Consider the following 20,794-nt stretch of genomic DNA (forward strand, 5'->3'; position numbering starts at 1 on the left):
TTGCGCCAGTCCGGGTGAGGTCGTTATGCGGTTTAGATAGGGAAGAGGAATTACTGCAGCAGGGTAAGTGCTTGGTTCAAGGCTTGGGATTTGAGTTGTGCCCCCTGACCAAACCAGGCGGAATCGAGCCGGTGATCTTGGCTACGGGCACGACGGTGGTGATCCACGTATTCGGTGACCGCATTGACCAGCCCCCAGGCGGTATTACGTGAGCTGGCAAGCTCTGAGCCCATACCCGCGCCCTGATAGAGCTCACGCAACCGTTGTACCGGCTTGGTGAAAATGATGTTCTCCTCATCCAGCGGTTGCGCCAGCAAGTCGCTGAAAAAGCGCAGCGCCTCTTCAGGGGCCACGGGCCGCTGTGCCAGTGCCTTGCTCTGGACTTTGAACTCATCCCAATGGGAGAGCCCGAGCCCAAGCGACTCTTTGACGGTCGCCGCATCGAACTGAGTGGAGTGGGGCACCTTGATGGCACCGCTAGCACCGCGCAGTGCCATCTGCAAGGTGTTGTTGCAGACCACCCGCAGCGAGGTGAACTGTGCCGTGGTGCAGAGCGTGCCGTCGCAGCTGGTTGCCAGCAGCAGATAGGATTTTACCAAGTCATTGCCTTTGAGTTTTAGATCCTGGCCGGTCTTAGCCAGTGCCCACAGTTTGCGGCCACCTTTGAGCGAGCCTGCGGTTTCCAGCTCAAAGCCACCGGCTTCCACCAGGTCTTGATAGAAGTGCAGCACCTCGTGAGGCTGTACCACGTTGTAACGACTTGAGACCACCGATAGGGGGGCGAGGGTATCGGAGCGATAAAGCACCTTGCTATCGCTGTAGGGGCGAATATGCAGCGCATCGGAGGCGACGTTAAACATCACGTCGCTCTGCTCGATGGTCCAATCCATGCCGGCTGCCTGTAGCCAGATATCGAGGGATTGTTGCGAGGGCAAAACATTGCCAAGGCCATGCCAGGGCGTTTGACCGGTGTAGGCCATCGTATCGATCAGGTGAGCCATGAGAAATCTCCAATGAAAAAGGGACTGCACAGAGCAGCCCCTTGGGTAGGTTCATGGAGATAACATATACCTGTAAATGAATGTAATGAGACGTATTCATTATTTGAGGAAAGGTAAGTGCATTCGGGACATGGCTGAATCAGAAAATGAAGTGCAGGAGGGTAATGAAGAATAAAAGCGGGGTATATGGAGGGGTATTTATCGAAAAAGCACAAAGGGTTAGCTTCTCAGCGAAGCTAACCCTTTGTTTTATATGGTGCCGATAAGGGGAATCGAACTCCTGACCTTCGCATTACGAATGCGCTGCTCTACCAACTGAGCTATACCGGCCAATGCCTTCAGATTCAGAAAAAACGGCCTACAAGTCAATCGAGCCAAGACGATTTTATGAGTTGGCTCATGGTGTTACCTGCAAACTTACAAATCGGCGAACTCGGGAATATGGGCGCGGCCACGGCTCTCGAGAAAATCGAGCAAAGCCCGGGGTGAGCGCACCAGGATCCGCTCCTCGGGGAAGCCCGTCTCGGTCACCAGACGGTGACAATGGTCGAAATCCCCCAGGCTAAAGGCCACGTGGGAGTCGGAGCCAAAGGTGAGATAGGCGCCAAGGTCGCGCGCCGCCTCGACGATGGCGCGGCAGTTGCTTTCACTGCCCGCACGGGAGTGGCTGAACGAGGAGTTGTTGACCTCCAGCGCCACCCGGTATTCGGCAGCGGCCTTGACTACCGCCTGAATGTCGATGGGAAACGCCGGATTGCCGGGATGGCTAATCATGTCGACCCGACCACTCTTGATGGCGTTGATCATCGCCTGGGTGTGAGTGGCCTGATCGCAGGGGGGAAATACCGGCTCGTGAAAGCCCGCCATGATCATGTCGAGGCGCGACTCGTAACGCTCGGGGAAGTCTATCTCGCCATCTATGTTCTTGATGTTGGCCTCAATGCCGCGCAGGATGCCGACCCCGTCCACTACCCGCGGCAGCACATGCAGATTGACGAAATGCCAGAAGTGGGGAGCATCGGCCATGTCCGGTCCATGATCCGTAGTGGCAAACAGCTTGATCCCCTTGGCCCTGGCGATGGGCAGATAGTCGTGGATGGTGCTGTAGGCGTGGGTACTGGCAACGGTATGAGTGTGGGTATCGACCGGGTACTTCATCTTCTCTCCCCTTCAGACTGGAGCCGTCAGCATAACAAAGGGCGGATGTCGGGGCCATGTCGCCCCTTGCCATACTTTGTCACAAAATGACGAGAACCTGACATAGTCTGGCTGGCGCGGGCTGGCATACTGGCACCATCGATGAATGCCTGAACTCGCATCGATAGTTTGCCTCAGGATGAGGAAAACTCACTTTCCCCACCGTCGCGCCCTGCGGCGGTTTTTTTTGCCTGCCGTCCGTTATCGGCAAGGAGCGGGTAAAAAAATGCCCAACTAGCATGAAGCAGGTTGGGCGAGACTTAATGTTTAATTGCAGTGGCATAGATATAGAGTCCCGCCGTGCGACTTAAGTTCCCCTTCCGTTGTACTTTTCGCAAAAAACATTTCGCTAACACTTGTTCACACTCTCTTGACACTTGACCTTATGAAACGTACTTTTTAAACATTCGTTTAAGTGAGGTGTACAGTGAGTAAAATCGATACCAAAAACCGTATTCTCGATGCCGCGGAAGTGCTGTTTGCCGAGCGGGGATTTGCTGATACCTCTTTGCGCCTGATCACCAGTGAGGCCGACGTCAATCTGGCGTCCGTCAATTATCACTTCGGTTCCAAGAAGGAGCTGATCCAGGCGGTGCTCGATCGCTACCTTAGCCTGTTCATGCCGGAACTGGACGCCCGTCTGCGTACCCTGATGGCGCAGGATCAGCTGAGCCTGCTGCAGGTGTTTGAAAGCTTTGTCGATCCCCTGATGAAACTGGTTGCCGTGCGGGCCAACGGCCCAGCTCTCTTCATGCAGCTGCTGGGACGCGGCTACATCGACAGCCAGGGCCACCTGCGCCGTTTCATCACCGCCCATTACGGCGCCGTGTTGCAGCGGATCACCCAGGCCATCTCCAAGGCCAATCCGGCCCTGTCGCCAGCGGATCTCTTCTGGCGCCTGCATTTCACCCTGGGCACCGTCGTGTTCACCATGGCCTCCGCCGATGCCCTGCGCGACATCGCCCAGGCCGATTTTGGCCAGCAGCTCGATGTGGAAGGGCTGGTGCGCAACGTTATTCCTTATCTGGCGTCCGGAGTCGGGGCGCCCGTGGAGTCGACCAGGCAGGCCCTGGCCGTGTAACAACCAACAATAAATCAACGGAAACAGTGAAATAGAAGGAACTTCGGTATGATCACATTGCTAATCCTGCTGGTGCTGGCGATAGCCGTCGTGCTCGGCGTACCCTCCATCCGTAAAAAGATGGTAACCCGTCCGGTATTCGGCATCTTCAAGAAGATACTGCCGCCCTTGTCGGCCACCGAGCGGGAGGCCATGGAAGCCGGCTCCGTCTGGTGGGATGGCGAGTTGTTTCGCGGCAACCCCGACTGGAAAAAGCTGCATGGCTACGGCAAGGCCGAGCTGACCGCAGAGGAGCAGGCCTTCATCGACAACCAGGTCGAAACCCTGCTCGCCATGGTCGACGACTTCAAGATCGTCAACGAGACCAAGGACCTGCCGGAGCCGGTGTGGGATTATCTGAAGAAGGAAGGCTTCTTCTCCCTGATCATTCCGAAATCCTATGGCGGCCGCGAGTTCTCCGCGATTGCCAACTCCACCATCGTCACCCGTATCGCCACCAAAAGCCTGAGCGTGGCGGTCACCGTCATGGTGCCCAACTCCCTCGGCCCGGGCGAACTGCTGATGCACTATGGTACCCAGGCCCAGAAGGATTTCTGGCTGCCGGGGCTGGCCAACGGCAAGGAAGTGCCCTGCTTCGCCCTGACCGGGCCGGAAGCGGGCTCCGATGCGGGCGCCATCCCGGACAAGGGGATCGTCTGCAAGGGCATGCACAAGGGCGAGGAAGTGCTCGGCATTCGCCTCAACTGGAACAAGCGCTACATCACCCTGGCACCGCGCGCTACTGTACTGGGTCTGGCGTTCAAGCTCTATGACCCGGAAAAACTGCTGGGCGACAAGGAAGAGATCGGCATCACCTGTGCGCTGATCCCGACCGATCACCCGGGCGTGCGTGTCGGCGATCGCCACTACCCCATGGGGTTGGCGTTCCTCAACGGCCCGACCTTCGGCAAGGATGTGTTCATTCCGCTGGAGTGGATCATCGGTGGCCCGGATTACGCCGGCCGAGGTTGGCGCATGCTGGTCGAATGCCTCTCCGCCGGTCGCGGCATCTCCCTGCCCGCCCTTGGCACCGCCTGTGGCCACATGGCAAGCCGCACCGTGGGTGCCTACTCCTACGTGCGCAAGCAGTTCGGCATGTCCATCGGCAAGTTTGAAGGGGTACAGGAAGCGCTGGCCCGCATCGGCGGCCTCACCTATCAGCTGGAAGGGGCCCGCCGCATGACCGCAGGCTCCCTGGATCTCGGTCAGGCACCGGCCATCGTCACGGCGATTTCCAAGTACCACATGACCGAAATGGCGCGCCAGATCATGGATGACTCCATGGACATCCACGCCGGTCGCGCCATCCAGCTTGGGCCGAAAAACTACACCGGCTACGCCTACATGGGCATTCCGGTGGCCATCACGGTGGAAGGAGCCAACATCCTGACCCGCAACCTGATGATCTTCGGCCAGGGGGCCACCCGTTGTCACCCGTACGTGTTCGCCGAGCTGGAAGCGGCGGCCGACACCGACGTGGAGCGCGGCCTCGAGAAGTTTGACGCCCTGCTGATGAAGCACATCGCCTTTGGTACCGGCAACTTCTTCGGTGCCCTGTTCCAGGGGCTGACCCTGGGCCAGTTCAACAGCGCCCCGGTGGCCGGCGAAACCGCTCGCTACTACAAGCAGCTGTCACGCATGAGTAAAGGGCTGGCCCTGTGCGCAGACATCTCCATGCTGATGCTGGGTGGCGATCTCAAGCGCAAGGAGATGATCTCCGCCCGTCTTGGCGACGTGCTGAGCCACCTCTATCTGGCCTCCGCCACCCTCAAGCACTACGAGGATCAGGGCCGCATGGTCTCCGATCTGCCGTTTGTGCAGTACGCGGTGGAGCGCAACCTCTACCTCATTGGCAAGGCGTTCGAGGGCTTCTTCCAGAACTTCCCGAACAAGGTGGTGGGCGCCGTGCTCAAGCGCGTGGTCTTCCCGTTCGGCGTCGGTTACAAGATGCCGGCCGATGATCGCTGCCACGCCATCTGCCTGGCCATGATGAAGCCGGGTGAGTTCCGCGATCGTCTGACCGCCCTGTGTTATGTCGGCAAGGACGAAGCGGATCCGGTCGGCCTGATGGAGCGCGCCTTCCAGGCCATGGTGGCGGTTCAGCCCTACGAGAAGAAGCTGGTGCAGGCCCAGAAAGAGGGCAAGCTGCCCCGCAAGATGGCCCTTCCGGAGCTGGTTGCCGCCGCCCTGTCCCACTCCATCCTGAGCAAGGATGAAGCGGACAAGCTGCTGGCCGCCGACGCCCTGCGCTATGAAGCCATCCAGGTGGACAACTTCGCCCCGGGCGAGCTGGAAGGCCTCTCCCAGCCCAACCGGGTCGACAACGCAGCCTGATCCCGTTGACTCCTGAAAACCGGCCCTGGTGGCCGGTTTTTTTGTTTGTTAACCATGCGTTTACAAGCGGGGGGAATTCCAGTTAAATGCTTGAGTCCCTGTTTCAGGGACTTTGGAAGCAAGGCCAGCGGAATGGCCGATAACAACAAAACTCAGGAAGAGTGAATGAACCTCGCCAAAACGGCGATCGAACGCCCCATCTGGGTGGCGGTCTCGATCGTGCTGATTTTTCTGCTGGGCCTGCTCAGCATTCGGGGATTGCCAGTCCAGCTGTTTCCCGACATAGAGCGCCCGCACCTCAATATCTCGGTGGACTGGCGCTCGGCCTCGCCCCAGGAGATGGAGTCGGAGGTAACCGACCCCATCGAGCAGGAGATGCAGGGAGTACAGGGGCTCAAGCGTCTCATCAGCAACAGCTACCCCGGCTTCACCGAAATCGATCTGGAGTTCGCCCTCGGCACCGACATGCAGCGGGCCCAGCTCGACGTCATCTCGCGCCTGAACCGGGTCTCCGGCCTGCCGGACAACATCGGCGGCCCCTACGTCAACAACTACAGCAGCAACGACACCCTCACCTTCTTCTTCATCCAGCAACTGCCTGGCAGCAAAGGGAAAATTGATGACCACCAGGCACTGATCGAAGCTCGGGTCAAACCCGATCTGGAGCGGATCCCCGGGGTATCGACCGTCGATATCCAGGGGATCAACGAGCGCCAGATCCAGATCCGCTTCGACCCCTACCGCGCCGCCGAGCTGGGGGTGGAGATCCCGGTGCTCGCCAGCCGCGCCGGCACCGGCTGGGACGTGTCGGCCGGTACCCTCGACATCGGCCGCTGGGAGTACAAGTTGCGCTTCGCCGGCCGCTACGACGTGGCGAGTCTGGGAGACAAGGTGGTGGACTGGCGCGACGGCCTGCCCATCTATCTGCGGGACGTCGCCGAGATCCGGCTGGCGCGGGAAGAGAACCCGGTACTGCGCATTCAAAACGGCAACACCGCCATCGCGGCGCAGATCTTCAAGGAGAGCGGCGCCAACGCCCTGGCGGCACTCGAAGGGATCAAGGCCAGGGTGGCCGAGCTCAACCGCGAGGTGCTGGAGCCGGTCGGCCTGCACATGGAGCAGTCGTTTGATGCCTCCCTCTACATCAACCGGGCGGTGAGCATGGTGACCGCCAACCTGGGGCTGGGGGTGCTGCTCTCCTGCGCCATCCTCTGGCTGTTCTTGCGCCGGCTCAAGGCAACATTGATGATTGCTCTCGCCATCCCCATCAGCATCATGCTCACCTTCTGCCTGCTCAAAATGATGGACAGAACCCTCAACGTCATCTCGCTCGCGGGGATCGCCTTTGCGGTCGGCATGGTGCTGGATGCCGCCATCGTGGTGCTGGAGAGCATCTACCGGCGTCACGAGAAGGGGGATTTGAGCAAGCCGGCCGCGGCGCTGGAAGGCACCCGCCAGGTGTGGACCGCCCTGGTGGCCTCCACCCTGACCACGGTTGCCATCTTCCTGCCAGTACTGCTGCTCAACGACGTGGAGGGGCAGCTGTTTGCCGACCTTGCCCTCACCATCGCCTGCGCCGTGACAGTCTCCATGCTGGTGGCAGTGATCGTGCTGCCCGCCGTGGCGGCGCGCTGGATGGGGGGAGAACGGCTGATCGACCCTTATGACTCGCTGTGGCAGCGCACCACCCGCCATGTGATCCGCTGGACCGGCACGCCCCGCCGGCGCTGGACCATCATCACTCTGATGATGAGCCTGCCTGCCCTGGCAACCTGGGCCCTGCTGCCCAGGATGAACTACCTGCCGGATGTGAAGCGCGATGCGGTGGACGTCTGGATGAGCTTCACCCCCGGGGTCAACCTCAAGGCCCAGCGCGAGGAGGTGATCGATACCCTGATCGCCCGCCTCGCCCCCTACATGAAGGGGGAGCAGGAGCCTGCCCTCAAGAACTACTACATATTGCGCTACCCGGGCGGCGCCCAGATCGGGGTCAGGCCCAGGGACGAGAACCGCATCAAGGAGCTGGAGCAGCTGCTGATGAAGCAGTTGCTGGTGGGTGTCCCCGACACCCGGGCCTTTGGCGGCCAGGGCTCGCTGTTTGGCGGCTTTGACAGCGAGAACGGCATCTCCCTGCTGCTGCAGGGGGGGGATCTGCCGGCCCTCTACCAGGCGGCGCGCGCCGCCATGGTCATCGTCCAGCAGGACTTGCCGGGCGCCCAGGTGAGGCCAAAACCCGATCTCGATTTCACCGCCCCCGAACTGCGCCTGGTGCCACAAGACAGGCGCCTCGCCGAGGTAGGCTGGGATCGTACCCCCATGCCCGCCATCATCCAGACCTTCGGTGACGGCCTGCGGGTCGGCGAGTATTTCGACGGGGAGGAGCGGCTCGACATCCTGCTGATAGGACAGAGCTCCGCCAATCCCGACGAACTGCGGGCCGTGCCGCTGGCGACCCCGTCCGGGCGCATCGTCCCCCTTGGCGAACTGCTGCGGGTGGAGCACGACATGGGCCCTGCCAGCATCTTTCGCGCCGACGGCCGGCGCAGCATCAGCCTGCAGATAGCCCCACCCGAGGGGATGAGCATGGAGCAAGTGCTAGAAGTACTGCAGCACAAGAGCTTCGTCGCCATCCGGCCGCAGCTGCCCGCCGGTGGCGAGCTGCGCATCGACGGCAACGCCGACAGCCTGCAGCAGGCGCTGGACAACCTGGGGGCCATCTTCCTGTTTGCCGTGATGATCCTGCTGATCCTGCTGTGGGGGGTCTTCGCCTCCCTGAAAGACGCCATCCTGGTGCTGCTCGCCCTGCCACTCGCCACCGTCGGCGGCGTGCTGGCGCTCCACCTGAGTGGCCTGCTGGTGCCCCTGCCTATGGATCTGCTGACCATCATCGGCTTCGTCATTCTGCTGGGGCTGGTGGTCAACAACGCCATCCTGCTGGTGCACCAGACCCGCACCGCCGAGCGGGAGGGCATGAGCCGCCCGCAAGCGGTGACCGACGCCCTGCAAAGCCGGATGCGCCCCATCGCCATGACCAGCCTCACCAGCATCTTCGGCATGCTGCCGCTGATGCTGAGCCCGAGCGAGGGCAGTGAAATCTACCGGGGGCTGGCCACCGTCATCGTCGGCGGCATGAGCTGCAGCACCCTGTTTACTCTGATCCTGTTACCCGCCTTCCTGCGACTGGGGGAGCGGGCCGACACCCCACTTCCCCTGCGCCAGCGGGCCTGAGCAAGGAGCTCATCAATGACACCCGTTTTTACAAGAATGGTTACAAGGATGCTGATGACAGCGGCCCTGCTGGCGGGGAGCCTGGGCACCGCCCGGGCCCAGGAGAAGGTGGTCACCCTGGCGGATGTGACCCAGGGGGAGACGGCGGCCAGCATCTGGGTCAGCGGCACTGTGGCGAGCCGCCAGCAGGCGGCGCTGAGCGCCGAGGTGAGTGGCCGGGTGGAGTGGATCGCCGAATTTGGCAGCCGGGTCAAGGCGGGGGACGAACTGCTGCGCCTCGACAACGCGGCGCTGCAACTGTCGCTGGAGCAGGCCCGGGCCGAGCAGGCCAAGTGGGACAGCAATGTGCGCTTCGCCCGGGCCGAGTTTGGCCGGCTGGCGACGCTGCACCGGCAAAAGAGCGCCTCCCAGAGCCAGTATGACAAGGCCCGTTACGACGTGGAGCAGGCCGAGCTGGCCGAGCGGCTGGCCCGGGTGCAAGTACGCCAGATTGAAGAGCAGCTGCGCCGCAGCCACATCTTCGCCCCCTTCGATGGGGTGGTGAACAACCACTTCATCCAGCCGGGAGAGCATGTGGATGCTGGCGAGCGGGCACTGGAGCTGGTCAATCCGGACCAACCGGACATCCGCCTGCAGGCCCCCATCGTCTGGGCCGGCCGGCTGGCGCCCCAGACCCGGCTGCGGGTGGAAGGGGAGCAGCTGAGCGGCCACGGCGTCTACTACCAGCGGGCGGTCAGCGCCGACCCCAGATCGCGCCTCATCGAGCTGCGCCTCAAACCCGATGCGGGTCGTTTCATCATAGGCTCGCCGGTGCGAGTGGCCCTGCCCCTTGGGGAGCAGCAGAGCATGCAGCTACCACGGGATGCCCTGGTGCTCGGCACCGAGGGAAGCGTGGTCTACCGGGTCGAACAGGGAGAAAAAGGGCTCAAGGTCAACCGGATACCGGTCACAGTGCTGTTTGGCGACAGCCAGCAGGTGGCGGTGAGCGGTGCCCTCAAGGCCGGTGACAGGGTGGTGGTGCGCGGCGCCGGCAGCCTGCGCGATGGCGACACAGTCACCCTGTTCGAGGGCTGATTGACGGCCGGGGACACCTCTTTATCCCGTGGCTGAGCAATGTTTGGCCGCTTGAGTGCAGACGTACAGCCAAGCGGGCCACAGTTTGCTATCTTGGCGGCCATCACTCGCGTTCAGAGCAATCACAACCCATGAGCATTATTTTGGGCATTGACCCGGGATCGCGGATCACCGGATACGGGGTTATCCGGGTAGTCGGCGGCAAGGCCGAATATCTGGGGTCGGGCTGTATTCGCACCGATTGCGGCGAGCTGCCGGAGCGCCTCAAGCAGGTCTACGACGGGGTGTGCGAGATCATCACCCAGTTCAAGCCCACCGAGTTTGCCATCGAGCGGGTCTTTATGGCCCGCAACGCCGACTCGGCCCTGAAGCTGGGACAGGCCCGGGGCAGCGCCATCGTGGCCGCCGTCAACGCGGCCCTGCCGGTGAGCGAATACTCCCCCACCCAGATCAAGCAGGCGGTGGTAGGCACAGGCGGCGCCGCCAAGGAGCAGGTGCAGCACATGGTGACCCATCTACTGAAACTCTCCGCCACCCCGCAGGCCGATGCGGCCGATGCCCTCGGGGTGGCGCTGTGCCACCTGCACACCCGCCAGAGCCTGATCAAGATGGCGGGTCGCACCAGTGGCTCGGTGCGCGGCCGCTACCGCTGACCCCCTCTCCCCGCCAATCGGCGGGGCTTTATTTTGCTACCAGTTCCGTCAGCGCCCCGATCAAGGCAGCGAGCCCCTGCTCCACCTTGTGGCGGGAGCAGCCGACGTTCAAGCGGATAAAACCCCTACCCTCGGGGCCATAGGTGTCGCCACGCATGATGGCGACCCGGTATTTCTCCACCAGCAAGCGTTGCAGCGCATCCATCCGCTCGGCCGAGTCGATACCGAGCCCGTTCAAATCAATCCAGGCGAGGTAGGTTCCCTCGGGCACCCGATAGTCGATGGCGGGGAAGGCGGCGTTGAGCCGCGCCGCCACCAGCGCCAGATTGCCGTGCAAGTAGGCTTTCAGGGCATCGAGCCACACATCCCCCTCCCGATAGGCGCTGATATGGGCCAACACCCCGAGGATAGGGGGAGACGAGAGGCCATGGGCAGCCTTAAGCTGCCGCAGATAATCCGCCCGCGCCCCCTCATTGGGGATAAAGGCGTAGGCACCACCCAGCGCCGGAATGTTGAAGGATTTCGACCCCGAACTGACCAGCGCCCAGCCATCATCTAGGGCCACCTCGCTCCAGGGCAGATAGGGGGCAAAGCTCATGTCCATATGAATGTCGTCCGAGATGACCTTGACCCCGTGGCGCTGGCAGATGTCCGCCATCCGGCCCAGCTCATCCCGCGTCCAGACCCGCCCCGTGGGGTTGTGGGGACTGCACAGCAGCAGGATGCGGCAATCGGGGCGGGCCGTCTGACGCTCGAAGCAGGCCCAGTCAATGTGATAGCTCCCCTCCCCCTTTATCAGCGGACAAGGGAGCAACACCCGATCGTTGGCGCTGAGCATATTGCCGAAGGCGTCGTAAGCCGGGGTGTGCACCAGCACCCCCTCCCCCGGTTTGGACCAGAGGCTCACCAGCTGGGCGATGATGTAGATGACGGAAGGACCGTAGACCAGACTCTCGGGGTCGAGGCGAGCACCGTAGCGGCGGGCGAACCAGCCGGTGACCGCCCCCTTGAAGTCGTCGTGGTTCCAGCGGCTGTAGCCGAAGACCCCGTGTTCGAGACGCTTGACCAGGGTCTGGCGAATGCAGGGGGCGGTCTCGATATCCATGTCGGAGATGGTGAAGGGGAGCAAGTCGGCGTGGCCAAAGCGGTCGGCCACATAGTCCCACTGGGTGCAGTAGGTGCCGTGGCGATCGACCTGGCGGTCAAAATCAAAGGGGTCTGTGTTGGGCATCTCTTTTTCTCTCGCCAGCAAAGATACGAATGAACAAGGGGGCGTGACGCCCCCGGGGATTAAGGTAAAAGGTGGGCCGGATCAGGCCCCCATCAGGCTCTGCAGCTGGTTTTTCACCAGATGGACCTGAGGCCCTATCACCACCTGCAGGTTGTGCTCGTCGAGCTTGATCACCCCGATGGCGCCGTTGGCTTTGAGCAGCTTGTCATCGACCCGGCTCATGTCCTGCACCGACATGCGCAGGCGGGTGATGCAGTTGTCCAGCGCCAGGATATTGTCGGCACCGCCCAGGGCATTGAGGATGATCTCGCCGTTGTAACCGCTGTTGCCTGCCTTCTTGCCGGTCGGCTGCGCGGCCTCACTGGTTTCGATTTCCCGGCCCGGGGTTTTGAGGTTAAAGCGCACGATGGCGAAGCGGAACACACTGTAGTAAATGGCAAACCAGATCCCCGCTACCACGGGCACCAGGTACCACTTGGTGGCGGTGCCCTGCAGCACGCCGAACACCAGAAAATCGATGAGGTTGCCGTCGGTGTTGCCGATAGTGACGCCGAGCAGCCCCATGGTCATAAAGCCGAGACCAGTCAGGATGGCGTGGATGAAATAGAGCACGGGTGCCACGAACAGGAACAGGAACTCCAGCGGCTCTGTGATCCCGCCGATGACGCAAGCCACCACACCGGAGACCAGCAGCGCCTTGATCTTGCCACGATTTTCCGGACGGGCGCAGTGATACATGGCAAGCGCCGCCCCCGGCAAACCGCCGAGGAAGGCCGGCATCTTGCCCTGGGAGAGGAAGGAGGTGGCCGAGACCGAGAACTGGGTGGTATCGGCACAGGAGAGCTCGGCATAGAAGATGTTGAGGGCGCCACTCACCTCGTTGCCGCACACAAGCTGGGTGCCACCCGCTTCAGTGAAGCGAATGAGCGCTACCAGAATGTGGTGCAGGCCCAGCGGCAACAACAGACGCTCACCGGTACCGAACAGGAAGGGACCGAAGGGGCCGGCGTGGGAAATCAGCGCACCAATGCCGTTGATGCCGGCGGCGAACCAGGGCCAGACGAAGGGCACCACCAGACCGACCACCCCCAGTACCAGTGCGGTGATGATGGGCACGAAGCGGGCACCGCCGAAGAAGGCGAGCGCATCCGGCATCTTGTAGGTGTAAAAACGGGCATGGAGCTTGGCGACGATCACCCCGACGATGATGGCTCCCAGAATACCGGTATCGATGGAGCTGATGCCGAGGATGGCTTTCACCCCGTAGGCCTTCTCCGCCGCGGCGTCACCGATGACGTTGGCGACCGTCAGATAGAAGTTGATAGAGAGGTTGAGGGCTGCGTAGCCGACGAAACCGGCAAAGGCCGCGACTCCCTTCTCTTCTCGCGCCAGCCCGAGGGGAATGGCGACGGCGAACATCACCGGCAAATAGATAAAGGCCACCAGCCCTACCTTGGTCATCCAGAGGAAGAGCAGTTGCAGCAGGGTGTTATCGAGGAAGGGCATGCTCTGCTTGACCGCATCGCTGGTGAGCGAGCTGCCGACACCGAGCAGGATACCGGAGAAGGCCAGCAGGGCGACCGGCAGCATAAAGGTCTTGCCGAGGCTTTGCAGGAACTCCCATATCGTGGATTTGGCGGGTGACTTGGCCATATGTCTGATCCTTGTAAGGTTAAGGGCACGCCCGATGTCGGTCACTGTCGCCGTTGTCCACTCCCTTGCTGGCAAGCAAGGGCGACAGCCCCCCATCAGGTTTTGCTGGATGATAAAACGTTTTATCACCTCACAATTGCCAAGATGATCACAGAATGACCGAGCTGGCAGGATAGGCGTTGCGAAACTGTGAGCCAGATCGGCTCGAAGGTGATGTAACGTTTCACTCGGGCAGACGAGGGGGTATGCTGGAGCCTCGGTATCCATCTGCTGTCGCCCGTTCGCCTATGTCCCCCAAACCGCTCTTGTCGAAAAACCCCAAGATCACCGACGTTGCCCAGCTGGCGGGAGTCTCGGTCACCACCGTCTCCATGGTGCTGCGGGGCAAGGGGCGCATCTCCCCTGCCACCACAGAGCGGGTGCAGCAGGCGATCAAGCAGCTCGACTATGTGCCCAACAGCGCCGCCGCCAACCTGCGCAGCCAGCAGTCCAACCTGGTGGGGTTGATCTTGCGGGACATCACGGATCCCTTCTATACCGAGGTCACTGCCGGGGTGAGCGAGGTGCTGGAGCAGCAGGGATATCTGCTGTTTCTGACTCAGTGCGGCCACAGTCCGGAGCGGTTGCAGCAGAGCATCCAGTCCCTGTCGCGCCAGGGGGTAGCGGGCATCATCTTCAATCCGGTGCGCGGCGCGGCCGCCAAAACCATGGAGGCGCTGCTCGACTCCGAGCTGCCCGTGGTGTGTGCCGCCCGCTCCTATTATCGCGATGACGTGGACTTTATCGGCCCCGACAATACCCATGCCGCCCAGCAGGCCACCACCTATCTCATCGATCAGGGCCACCGCCATATCGCCTATGTGGGGGGACGGGCCGACTCGCTGACCCGCGCCGAGCGGATCGGTGGTTACTGCGCCAGCCTGCTGCAATACGGCCTGCCCTTCAAACCCGAGTGGGTGCTCGAATGCGATCGCACCCAGCGCAGCGCAGCCGACACCATAGCCCAGCTGTTGCTCCAGCATCCCAAAGTAACGGCCATTCTGTGCCACTACCCGGAAGTGGCCCTCGGCGGCATCTACGGGGTGGAAGCCAGCGGTCGCACCGTGGGCAAGGACAACTACATCGGCCAGCAGGTGGCCCTGCTCGGCTTTGACGACGTGGCAGAGGCCGAACTCACCGCCCCCGCCCTCACCTTTGTCAGTTCGCCGGCGCGGGAGATCGGTCGCCAGGCCGCCCTGCGTCTGTTGACCCGGATGCAGCAACCCGAGCTCGCCCCCAACCGCCATATCATCACCCCCAATCTGCAGAAGCGGGAATCGGCGTAAATCACCGGGAACGAGCGAGACAAAGCCCCGCCCTCTCGTTTCGACCTGATACGCCGGTAATGCCATCCCGAACAAGGGGTTAGCCCTGCTTGCACACATACAGAGCCCACACCCTGAACAAAAAAGAGGCATTATTGGCGATCTTTTTCTAGACGACCGGTCTAGTAACTACTACCATGCCGCCATGACCGACAGATACCAAGACACGCGCCAGCATCTGCTCGACACTGGCCGCACCATACTGACCACCCACGGCTTCAACGCCATGGGGCTGAGCTTTTTGCTGCAAGAAGCCGGGGTGCCCAAGGGCTCCTTCTACCACTACTTCAAGTCAAAAGAGCAGTTTGGCGAAGCCCTGCTCAGTCACTACATCGACAGCTATCTGGTGGAGATGGAGGCATTGCTCGGTGGCCAGGACAAACCGGGACGCGAACGCCTGCTACGCTACTTCGTCCACTGGAAAGGGAGCTGTTGCGACTGCCTGGTCGTCAAGCTGAGCGCCGAGGTAGCGGATCTCTCCGACCCCATGCGCCTCATCCTGAAGACCGGTACAGACAGGGTCGTGCGGCGCCTCGCGCTGGCCATCGAAGAGGCCATCGCCGATGGCAGCCTGAGTCACAGAGCGACCCAGCCGCTGGCGACCAACCTCTACCAGCTCTGGCTGGGGGCGGCCCTGCTTGGCAAACTGGATCGGGAGGGGCAACAGCTGGAACACGCCTACACCATGACGCTCCAGCTGCTGGCCCCATGAATAAACAGGCCCGATAGATGTCGGGCTTTTTTGGCAATCGCCACTAGACGACCGGTCTAATTTTACAAAAAGAAGGCGCTCACCATGTCATAAGGATGACGCCTTCCCGACTCGCGCCGTTGCGGGCAAACCAGCTGCGCAATGGCACTGACACCCAGTAATGTGAGGAAATACCATGAACCAGAGCCGAACCGAAAACCGCCAGATGACCCTGGCCGCACGCCCAGTCGGCACCCCGGGTGCCGAACACTTCGCCCTCAAAACCACCCCAGTCCCGAGCATAGCGGAGGGGCAACTGCTGCTCAGAACCGTCTACCTGAGCCTCGACCCCTATATGCGTGGTCGCATGAGCGATGCCGACTCCTACGCCGACCCCGTGGCCATTGGTGGCGTCATGGTGGGCGGCACCATCAACCGGGTCGTCGCCTCCCGCCACCCCGACTACCAGGAAGGGGACTGGGTACTGAGCTACGGGGTGGGCTGGCAGGATTACGGCGTCTCCGACGGCAGCTTCCTGTTCAAGCTGGATCCGGCACAGGCCCCCGTCAGCCACGCCCTCGGCGTGCTCGGCATGCCGGGCTTCACCGCTTTTATGGGGCTGATGGATATCGGCCAGCCCAAGGCCGGTGAAACCCTGGTGGTCGCCGCCGCGACCGGCCCGGTCGGCGCGACCGTCGCCCAGATCGGCAAGATCATGGGCTGCCGGGTCGTTGCCATCGCCGGATCCGACGAGAAATGCCAGGTGGCCCGCGAGGAGCTCGGCGCCGATGTTGCCCTGAACCACAAGGCGAGCGACTTCGAGCAGCAACTGGCCGCCGCCTGCCCGGATGGCATCGACATCTACTTCGAGAACGTCGGTGGCCGGGTGCTCAAGGCCGTGCTGCCCCTGCTCAACGCCAAGGCCCGCATCCCGCTGTGCGGCACCGTCTCCAACTACAATGCAAGCGCCCTGCCCCAGGGGCCCGATCATCTGGACTGGGCCTGGTCCACCATACTGACCAAGCGGGCCACCGTGAAAGGCTTCATCATTTTCGATGACTACGGCCATCGTTATGGCGAGTTCGCCGAGCAGATGGGCAAGTGGGTGAGTGAGGGCAAGATCCACTATCTGGAGCAGATAGTGGATGGTCTGGAAAACGCCCCCGAGGCGCTCAAGGGACTGCTGGAAGGCAAAAACTTCGGCAAGCTGGTCATTCGCGTCGGCCAGGACGAGCTGGCCTGAGTTGAGGTGCCAGCCATAACGGCATCTGACACGGGAATGCAAACGTCCTCCCGGGAATTCGCCGCCGACAGGCACAGTGCTCCTTAACGATAAAAATCCGAAACTGCTTCAAGCAGTTTCGGATTTTTTTATGCGGACCTGTGAGCCACCTCCCCCCGTTAACCCACGATTAGCGTCAAGGTGTGACAGTGACCAAGGATTAATCAGGGTTTGTCTGTTTGGCGTGCTATGGCTTTATAGTATCTTGACAAAGCCCTCCCTACTCAAAGGTGTCCCATGAACACACCGCGCTGCACATTGTCTTTACCGATATTTATCCCAAGCCTCTTGTTTATCATCACCCTGCTGGCGGTCTGCTCGCTGGCGCCGGAGGCGGCCGCCCGCTTCTTTGGCGACGGCCAGAGCTGGATTGCCCAGCACTTCAGCTGGTTCTACGTGCTGGTGGTCGGCATGTTCCTGATCCTGCTGCTGGTGCTCGCCTTCAGCCATTACGGCAACATCCGCCTAGGGCCGGATGATGCGCGCCCCGAGTTCAGCTTCACCTCCTGGCTCGCCATGCTGTTTGCCGCCGGCATGGGCATAGGTCTCATGTACTTCGGGGTGGGCGAGCCCATGACCCACTTCGTCTCACCGCCCCAGGCGGCGCCCCTCACCCCAGCCGCCGCCCGCGAAGCCATGGTGACCACCTTCTTTCACTGGGGCTTTCACGCCTGGGCCATCTACGCCATCGTCGGCCTGGTGCTGGCCTACTTCGGCTTTCGCTACAACCTGCCGCTGACTATCCGCTCCGGCCTCTACCCCATCTTCAAGGAGCGGATCCGCGGGCCGCTCGGCCACGCCGTGGATATCTTCGCCCTGGTAGGCACCATCTTCGGTATCGCCACCACTCTGGGCTACGGGGTGCTGCAGCTCTCGGCGGGGATCACCCGGCTCACCGGCATCGACACCTCGGGGGAGCTGTTTCGCTTCGGCCTCATCGGCGTCGTCATTGCCCTGGCCGCCCTGTCGGCGGTCACCGGCCTCGACAAGGGGGTCAAGCGCCTCTCCGAGCTGAACCTCTTCCTCGCCATCGTGCTCTTGCTGTTCGTGCTGCTGGCCGGCCCCACCCAGTATCTGCTTGGGGCCCTGTCCGAGAACATCGGCAACTATGTCTCGTCCCTGACCCAGCTCACCTTCCGCACCTTTACCTACAGCGAGACCAGCCAGGCGGGCTGGTTCGGCAACTGGACCCTGCTCTACTGGGCCTGGTGGATCTCCTGGTCTCCCTTCGTCGGCCTCTTTATCGCCCGCATCTCCCGTGGGCGCACCCTGCGTGAGTTCATCCTCGGCGTCCTGTTCGTGCCCACCGCCTTCAACCTGCTGTGGATGACGGTGTTTGGCAACGCCGCCATCTGGGTCAGCCAGCGCGCCGGGGGGCAGACCCTGACCAGCTCGGTCGGCAACGTTGACACCCTCTTGTTCAACTTCTTTGACCTCTTGCCGGGATCCGACATCACCTCGGCGCTGGCGGTGATCCTCATCAGCGTCTTTTTCGTCACCTCCGCCGACTCGGGGGCCTTCGTCATCGACAACATTGCCACCCAGGGCAAGGAGCGCTCCCCGATCTGGCAACGCCTGTTCTGGGCCGTGCTGCTCGGTATCACCGCCGGCACCCTGATGGCCACCGGCGGGCTGGCGGCGCTGCAATCCATGACGCTGATCGCCGCCCTGCCGTTTGCCATCATTATGGTGCTGCTCTGCCTGGGGCTCTGGCGCGGGCTGGTCGCCGACCGGGAGCACTCGGCGCGCCGCCTCTCCCCCGCCACCGATTTCTGGAACGGCAAGCAGTGGCGTACCCGCATGGATCACCTGCTGCGCCCCTCCACCGAGGCCGATGCTCACACCTTCCTGCGTGATACAGCCCTGCCAGCCCTAACCGCCCTGTGCCGCGAGTTCGAAGCGCGCGGCCTCGCCAGCCGGGTGGTGCAGGAAGATGCGGATCAGTGCCACCTGCTGGTGCCCCAGGAAGGGCGGCGCGACTTCTGCTACGGGGTGCGCATCGAGGCGCGCCCCGCCCCCGCCTTCAACCCGCTGGAGGCGGCCCACAACCACGACCCGGATGCCCGCATCTTCGAGCCCATCACCTACTTTGCCGACGGCCGCGCCGGCTACGACATCCAGTACCTGACCCGCGACGAGCTGAGCGCCGATGTCTTGCGCCAGTACGAGCGCTACCTGGTGCTGAGTCAGGACGAGGGACTGGATCTGCTAAGCGGCGCACCGGAGCACACGCCGCCTGAATCCGGAGCCTGATATTCATGCCCCGCGGGTTGGCAAGGAGCGGCCTATCCCCTCCTTGCCAATCCCCGGGGCGAGTGCCGCAATGCCATGATCATCAGCGCAAGCAGAAGAACCGATATCCCGGCCTTTTATACCCCCTGGTTGATAAACCGGATAAGGGCCGGTTTTTTACTCACCCGCAATCCCTTTAATACCCACCAAATCACCCGGGTGTCACTGCATCCGGATGAGGTCGATGCCATCGTATTCTGGACCCGGCAGCCAGCCATGCTGATGCACTACCTGGATGAACTCGATGCCCTCGGCCATCGCTACTATTTTCAATACACCCTGACCGGCTACCCCAAAGCCCTGGAGAGCCGGGTTCCCAGACCCCATAACGCCATCAAGACCTTCTGTGAGTTATCAGACAGAATTGGCCCCCACAAGGTCATCTGGCGCTACGACCCCATACTGCTGTGCAACCTGGTCGATCTGGCCGAGCATAAGCGGCTCTTTTACAAGATTGCGTCGCTCCTGGCCGGTAAAACCCACAGGGTCGTCATCAGCTTTGCCGACCTTTACAAGAAGACAGAGAAGAACCTGCGCGCGGTCGAGAACCTTGTCTTTCACGACCTGCTGGATAACAACCTGGACAACCATGATGCGCTGGATGAGCTGGCAGCCTTTATGGCGCAGACCGCCGCCCGTTTTGACATGACCATAGAAACCTGTGCCGAGGCCGTGGATCTCGCCCATCTCGGCATCGCCCATGGCAAGTGCATCGATGATGAGTTGATCCACGCTCTTTTCAACCGCCGGGTCGACGGCAAAAAAGATCCCGGCCAGCGCGAGGCCTGTGGCTGCGTCAAGAGCATCGATATCGGCGCCTACAACACCTGCCTGCATGGCTGTGCCTACTGTTACGCCACCTACAGCCAGAGCGCCGTCATCAAGAACCGGCAGCGCCACGATCCTCTAAGCCCTTTCCTGATTGGCGGCACGGAGGGGGTGGATGCGCGTCTTCTGGTGGCCGACCCCCTTCAGAGACCGCTCTTTTAATCCCAGGCCCCGATGGCTTGCCGCTGCTGTGATGCGCCCCAGCCAGCCGTGGCCAGCCCGTGCCCACGCGCGTGCCACTCTCTTTTTCCCAAAAAAGCTGGGGGCCTGATGGCCCCCCGCAAACACACCGGATAAGGACAGCGCCTTACTGGGCGGCGCTGTCCTTCACGCACTTCTGGATAAAGCTGTTCTTGGCAGCCCCCGCGAGCTTCTTGTCGGCGGCAGCTTTTTCGCACTTCGCCGCCGGATCGCTCGCCCCGCCCGTCTTCACGCACTTTTGTACGAAGCTGTTCTTGGCCGCCCCAGCCAGCTTCTTGTCGGCGGCCGCCTTCTCGCACTCGCCGGTCGCGGCGCTGGTGGCATCTTTCACGCACTTGCCCACAAAGCTGGTCTTGGCGGCGCCGTTAAGCTTTTTGGCCGCAGCCTGCGCCTCGCACCCCTGCTGCGCCCCCGAGCCATCGCTCGCTACCGTCGCGCTCTGGGCCACCCCCATTCCCATGCCAAACACCGCCACACACAGACTCAACACCATCAGGATCCGCTTCATATGTCACACTCCCATCCATCTCTATCCATTGTGGTTAGCCCACACTCACGCGGGCCAAACGAGGCACCCTCGCCACGCTGCACTATAGTCCCCCCGCTTGATGACAACCAAAGTACCGCCGTGCTCGCACAGCCTTC

Annotated in this window: 15 protein-coding genes and 1 tRNA gene; 10 read left to right on the forward strand and 6 right to left on the reverse strand. The window is 62.0% G+C overall.

Annotated features, from left to right (window positions below; translation table 11 throughout):
* Nucleotides 1-50 precede the first annotated feature (50 nt).
* The 3 genes from ACB028_RS03955 to ACB028_RS03965 all read right to left on the reverse strand — a co-directional run bounded on the left by ACB028_RS03955 (nucleotide 51) and on the right by ACB028_RS03965 (nucleotide 2,159).
* Nucleotides 51-1,001: a DUF932 domain-containing protein gene (locus ACB028_RS03955; RefSeq protein WP_371143562.1), complete on the reverse strand. Its 951-nt coding sequence runs from the start codon at nucleotides 999-1,001 to the stop codon at nucleotides 51-53.
* 254 nt (nucleotides 1,002-1,255) lie between these two features.
* Nucleotides 1,256-1,331: transfer RNA gene (locus ACB028_RS03960), tRNA-Thr, on the reverse strand.
* Nucleotides 1,332-1,418: 87 nt separating this feature from the next.
* Nucleotides 1,419-2,159 (reverse strand): phosphatase, encoded by a 741-nt coding sequence (locus tag ACB028_RS03965; protein ID WP_371143563.1) that lies wholly within the window; start codon nucleotides 2,157-2,159, stop codon nucleotides 1,419-1,421.
* Between the two features lie 466 nt (nucleotides 2,160-2,625).
* On the opposite strand from ACB028_RS03965, the gene ACB028_RS03970 reads away from it, so the two are divergent.
* The 5 genes from ACB028_RS03970 to ruvC all read left to right on the forward strand — a co-directional run bounded on the left by ACB028_RS03970 (nucleotide 2,626) and on the right by ruvC (nucleotide 10,607).
* Nucleotides 2,626-3,279: a TetR/AcrR family transcriptional regulator gene (locus ACB028_RS03970; RefSeq protein WP_026456593.1), complete on the forward strand. Its 654-nt coding sequence runs from the start codon at nucleotides 2,626-2,628 to the stop codon at nucleotides 3,277-3,279.
* 48 nt (nucleotides 3,280-3,327) lie between these two features.
* Nucleotides 3,328-5,652: an acyl-CoA dehydrogenase gene (locus ACB028_RS03975; protein WP_371143564.1), complete on the forward strand. Its 2,325-nt coding sequence runs from the start codon at nucleotides 3,328-3,330 to the stop codon at nucleotides 5,650-5,652.
* A 165-nt stretch (nucleotides 5,653-5,817) separates the two neighbouring features.
* Nucleotides 5,818-8,880 (forward strand): efflux RND transporter permease subunit, encoded by a 3,063-nt coding sequence (locus ACB028_RS03980; RefSeq protein WP_371143565.1) that lies wholly within the window; start codon nucleotides 5,818-5,820, stop codon nucleotides 8,878-8,880.
* 54 nt (nucleotides 8,881-8,934) lie between these two features.
* Nucleotides 8,935-9,954, forward strand: coding sequence for an efflux RND transporter periplasmic adaptor subunit (locus ACB028_RS03985; protein WP_371143566.1), 1,020 nt, complete (start codon nucleotides 8,935-8,937; stop codon nucleotides 9,952-9,954).
* A gap of 131 nt (nucleotides 9,955-10,085) precedes the next feature.
* On the forward strand, nucleotides 10,086-10,607 hold the full coding sequence (ruvC, locus tag ACB028_RS03990; RefSeq protein ID WP_042027609.1) for a crossover junction endodeoxyribonuclease RuvC: 522 nt from the start codon (nucleotides 10,086-10,088) through the stop codon (nucleotides 10,605-10,607).
* Nucleotides 10,608-10,635: 28 nt separating this feature from the next.
* Here the strand turns inward: ruvC and ACB028_RS03995 are convergent, their stop codons facing one another.
* Nucleotides 10,636-11,838 (reverse strand): MalY/PatB family protein, encoded by a 1,203-nt coding sequence (locus tag ACB028_RS03995; RefSeq protein ID WP_371143567.1) that lies wholly within the window; start codon nucleotides 11,836-11,838, stop codon nucleotides 10,636-10,638.
* 81 nt (nucleotides 11,839-11,919) lie between these two features.
* Nucleotides 11,920-13,491 carry a maltose/glucose-specific PTS transporter subunit IIBC gene (gene malX, locus ACB028_RS04000; protein WP_371143568.1) on the reverse strand — a complete coding sequence of 524 codons (1,572 nt, stop codon included), beginning with the start codon at nucleotides 13,489-13,491 and terminating at the stop codon, nucleotides 11,920-11,922.
* Between the two features lie 287 nt (nucleotides 13,492-13,778).
* Here malX and ACB028_RS04005 point away from each other — a divergent pair, with 287 nt between their 5' ends.
* From ACB028_RS04005 to ACB028_RS04025, 5 genes are all read left to right on the forward strand, one after another.
* On the forward strand, nucleotides 13,779-14,816 hold the full coding sequence (locus ACB028_RS04005; RefSeq protein WP_371143569.1) for a Mal regulon transcriptional regulator MalI: 1,038 nt from the start codon (nucleotides 13,779-13,781) through the stop codon (nucleotides 14,814-14,816).
* Between the two features lie 184 nt (nucleotides 14,817-15,000).
* The gene (locus ACB028_RS04010; protein WP_371143570.1) at nucleotides 15,001-15,567 is read left to right on the forward strand and encodes a TetR/AcrR family transcriptional regulator; all 567 of its coding nucleotides are present in this window, start codon (nucleotides 15,001-15,003) and stop codon (nucleotides 15,565-15,567) included.
* 175 nt (nucleotides 15,568-15,742) lie between these two features.
* Nucleotides 15,743-16,789, forward strand: a complete 1,047-nt coding sequence (locus ACB028_RS04015) for an NADP-dependent oxidoreductase (RefSeq protein ID WP_371143571.1) — start codon at nucleotides 15,743-15,745, stop codon at nucleotides 16,787-16,789.
* Between the two features lie 276 nt (nucleotides 16,790-17,065).
* A complete protein-coding gene (locus ACB028_RS04020; RefSeq protein WP_061475809.1) occupies nucleotides 17,066-19,081 on the forward strand; it encodes a BCCT family transporter in 2,016 nt (671 codons plus the stop codon).
* Between the two features lie 75 nt (nucleotides 19,082-19,156).
* The gene (locus tag ACB028_RS04025; protein ID WP_371143572.1) at nucleotides 19,157-20,110 is read left to right on the forward strand and encodes a DUF1848 domain-containing protein; all 954 of its coding nucleotides are present in this window, start codon (nucleotides 19,157-19,159) and stop codon (nucleotides 20,108-20,110) included.
* A gap of 145 nt (nucleotides 20,111-20,255) precedes the next feature.
* Here ACB028_RS04025 and ACB028_RS04030 read toward each other — a convergent pair whose 3' ends face one another.
* Nucleotides 20,256-20,609: a hypothetical protein gene (locus tag ACB028_RS04030; RefSeq protein ID WP_371143773.1), complete on the reverse strand. Its 354-nt coding sequence runs from the start codon at nucleotides 20,607-20,609 to the stop codon at nucleotides 20,256-20,258.
* Nucleotides 20,610-20,794: the final 185 nt, after the last annotated feature.

This window comes from Aeromonas sp. S9(2024), from assembly GCF_041403185.1.
GTDB classification, from domain to species: domain Bacteria; phylum Pseudomonadota; class Gammaproteobacteria; order Enterobacterales; family Aeromonadaceae; genus Aeromonas; species Aeromonas enteropelogenes.

What these genes read in the sequence shown, in the direction of transcription:
- ACB028_RS03955 (WP_371143562.1), bottom strand. Translation starts at nt 1,001, where the DNA reads ATGGCTCACCTGATCGATACGATGGCCTACACCGGTCAAACGCCCTGG.
- ACB028_RS04030 (WP_371143773.1), bottom strand. Translation starts at nt 20,609, where the DNA reads ATGGGAATGGGGGTGGCCCAGAGCGCGACGGTAGCGAGCGATGGCTCG.
- malX (WP_371143568.1), bottom strand. Translation starts at nt 13,491, where the DNA reads ATGGCCAAGTCACCCGCCAAATCCACGATATGGGAGTTCCTGCAAAGC.
- ACB028_RS03975 (WP_371143564.1), top strand. Translation starts at nt 3,328, where the DNA reads ATGATCACATTGCTAATCCTGCTGGTGCTGGCGATAGCCGTCGTGCTC.
- ACB028_RS04010 (WP_371143570.1), top strand. Translation starts at nt 15,001, where the DNA reads ATGACCGACAGATACCAAGACACGCGCCAGCATCTGCTCGACACTGGC.
- ACB028_RS03980 (WP_371143565.1), top strand. Translation starts at nt 5,818, where the DNA reads ATGAACCTCGCCAAAACGGCGATCGAACGCCCCATCTGGGTGGCGGTC.
- ACB028_RS04025 (WP_371143572.1), top strand. Translation starts at nt 19,157, where the DNA reads ATGATCATCAGCGCAAGCAGAAGAACCGATATCCCGGCCTTTTATACC.
- ACB028_RS04015 (WP_371143571.1), top strand. Translation starts at nt 15,743, where the DNA reads ATGAACCAGAGCCGAACCGAAAACCGCCAGATGACCCTGGCCGCACGC.
- ACB028_RS03995 (WP_371143567.1), bottom strand. Translation starts at nt 11,838, where the DNA reads ATGCCCAACACAGACCCCTTTGATTTTGACCGCCAGGTCGATCGCCAC.
- ACB028_RS03965 (WP_371143563.1), bottom strand. Translation starts at nt 2,159, where the DNA reads ATGAAGTACCCGGTCGATACCCACACTCATACCGTTGCCAGTACCCAC.
- ACB028_RS04020 (WP_061475809.1), top strand. Translation starts at nt 17,066, where the DNA reads ATGAACACACCGCGCTGCACATTGTCTTTACCGATATTTATCCCAAGC.
- ACB028_RS04005 (WP_371143569.1), top strand. Translation starts at nt 13,779, where the DNA reads ATGTCCCCCAAACCGCTCTTGTCGAAAAACCCCAAGATCACCGACGTT.
- ruvC (WP_042027609.1), top strand. Translation starts at nt 10,086, where the DNA reads ATGAGCATTATTTTGGGCATTGACCCGGGATCGCGGATCACCGGATAC.
- ACB028_RS03985 (WP_371143566.1), top strand. Translation starts at nt 8,935, where the DNA reads ATGACAGCGGCCCTGCTGGCGGGGAGCCTGGGCACCGCCCGGGCCCAG.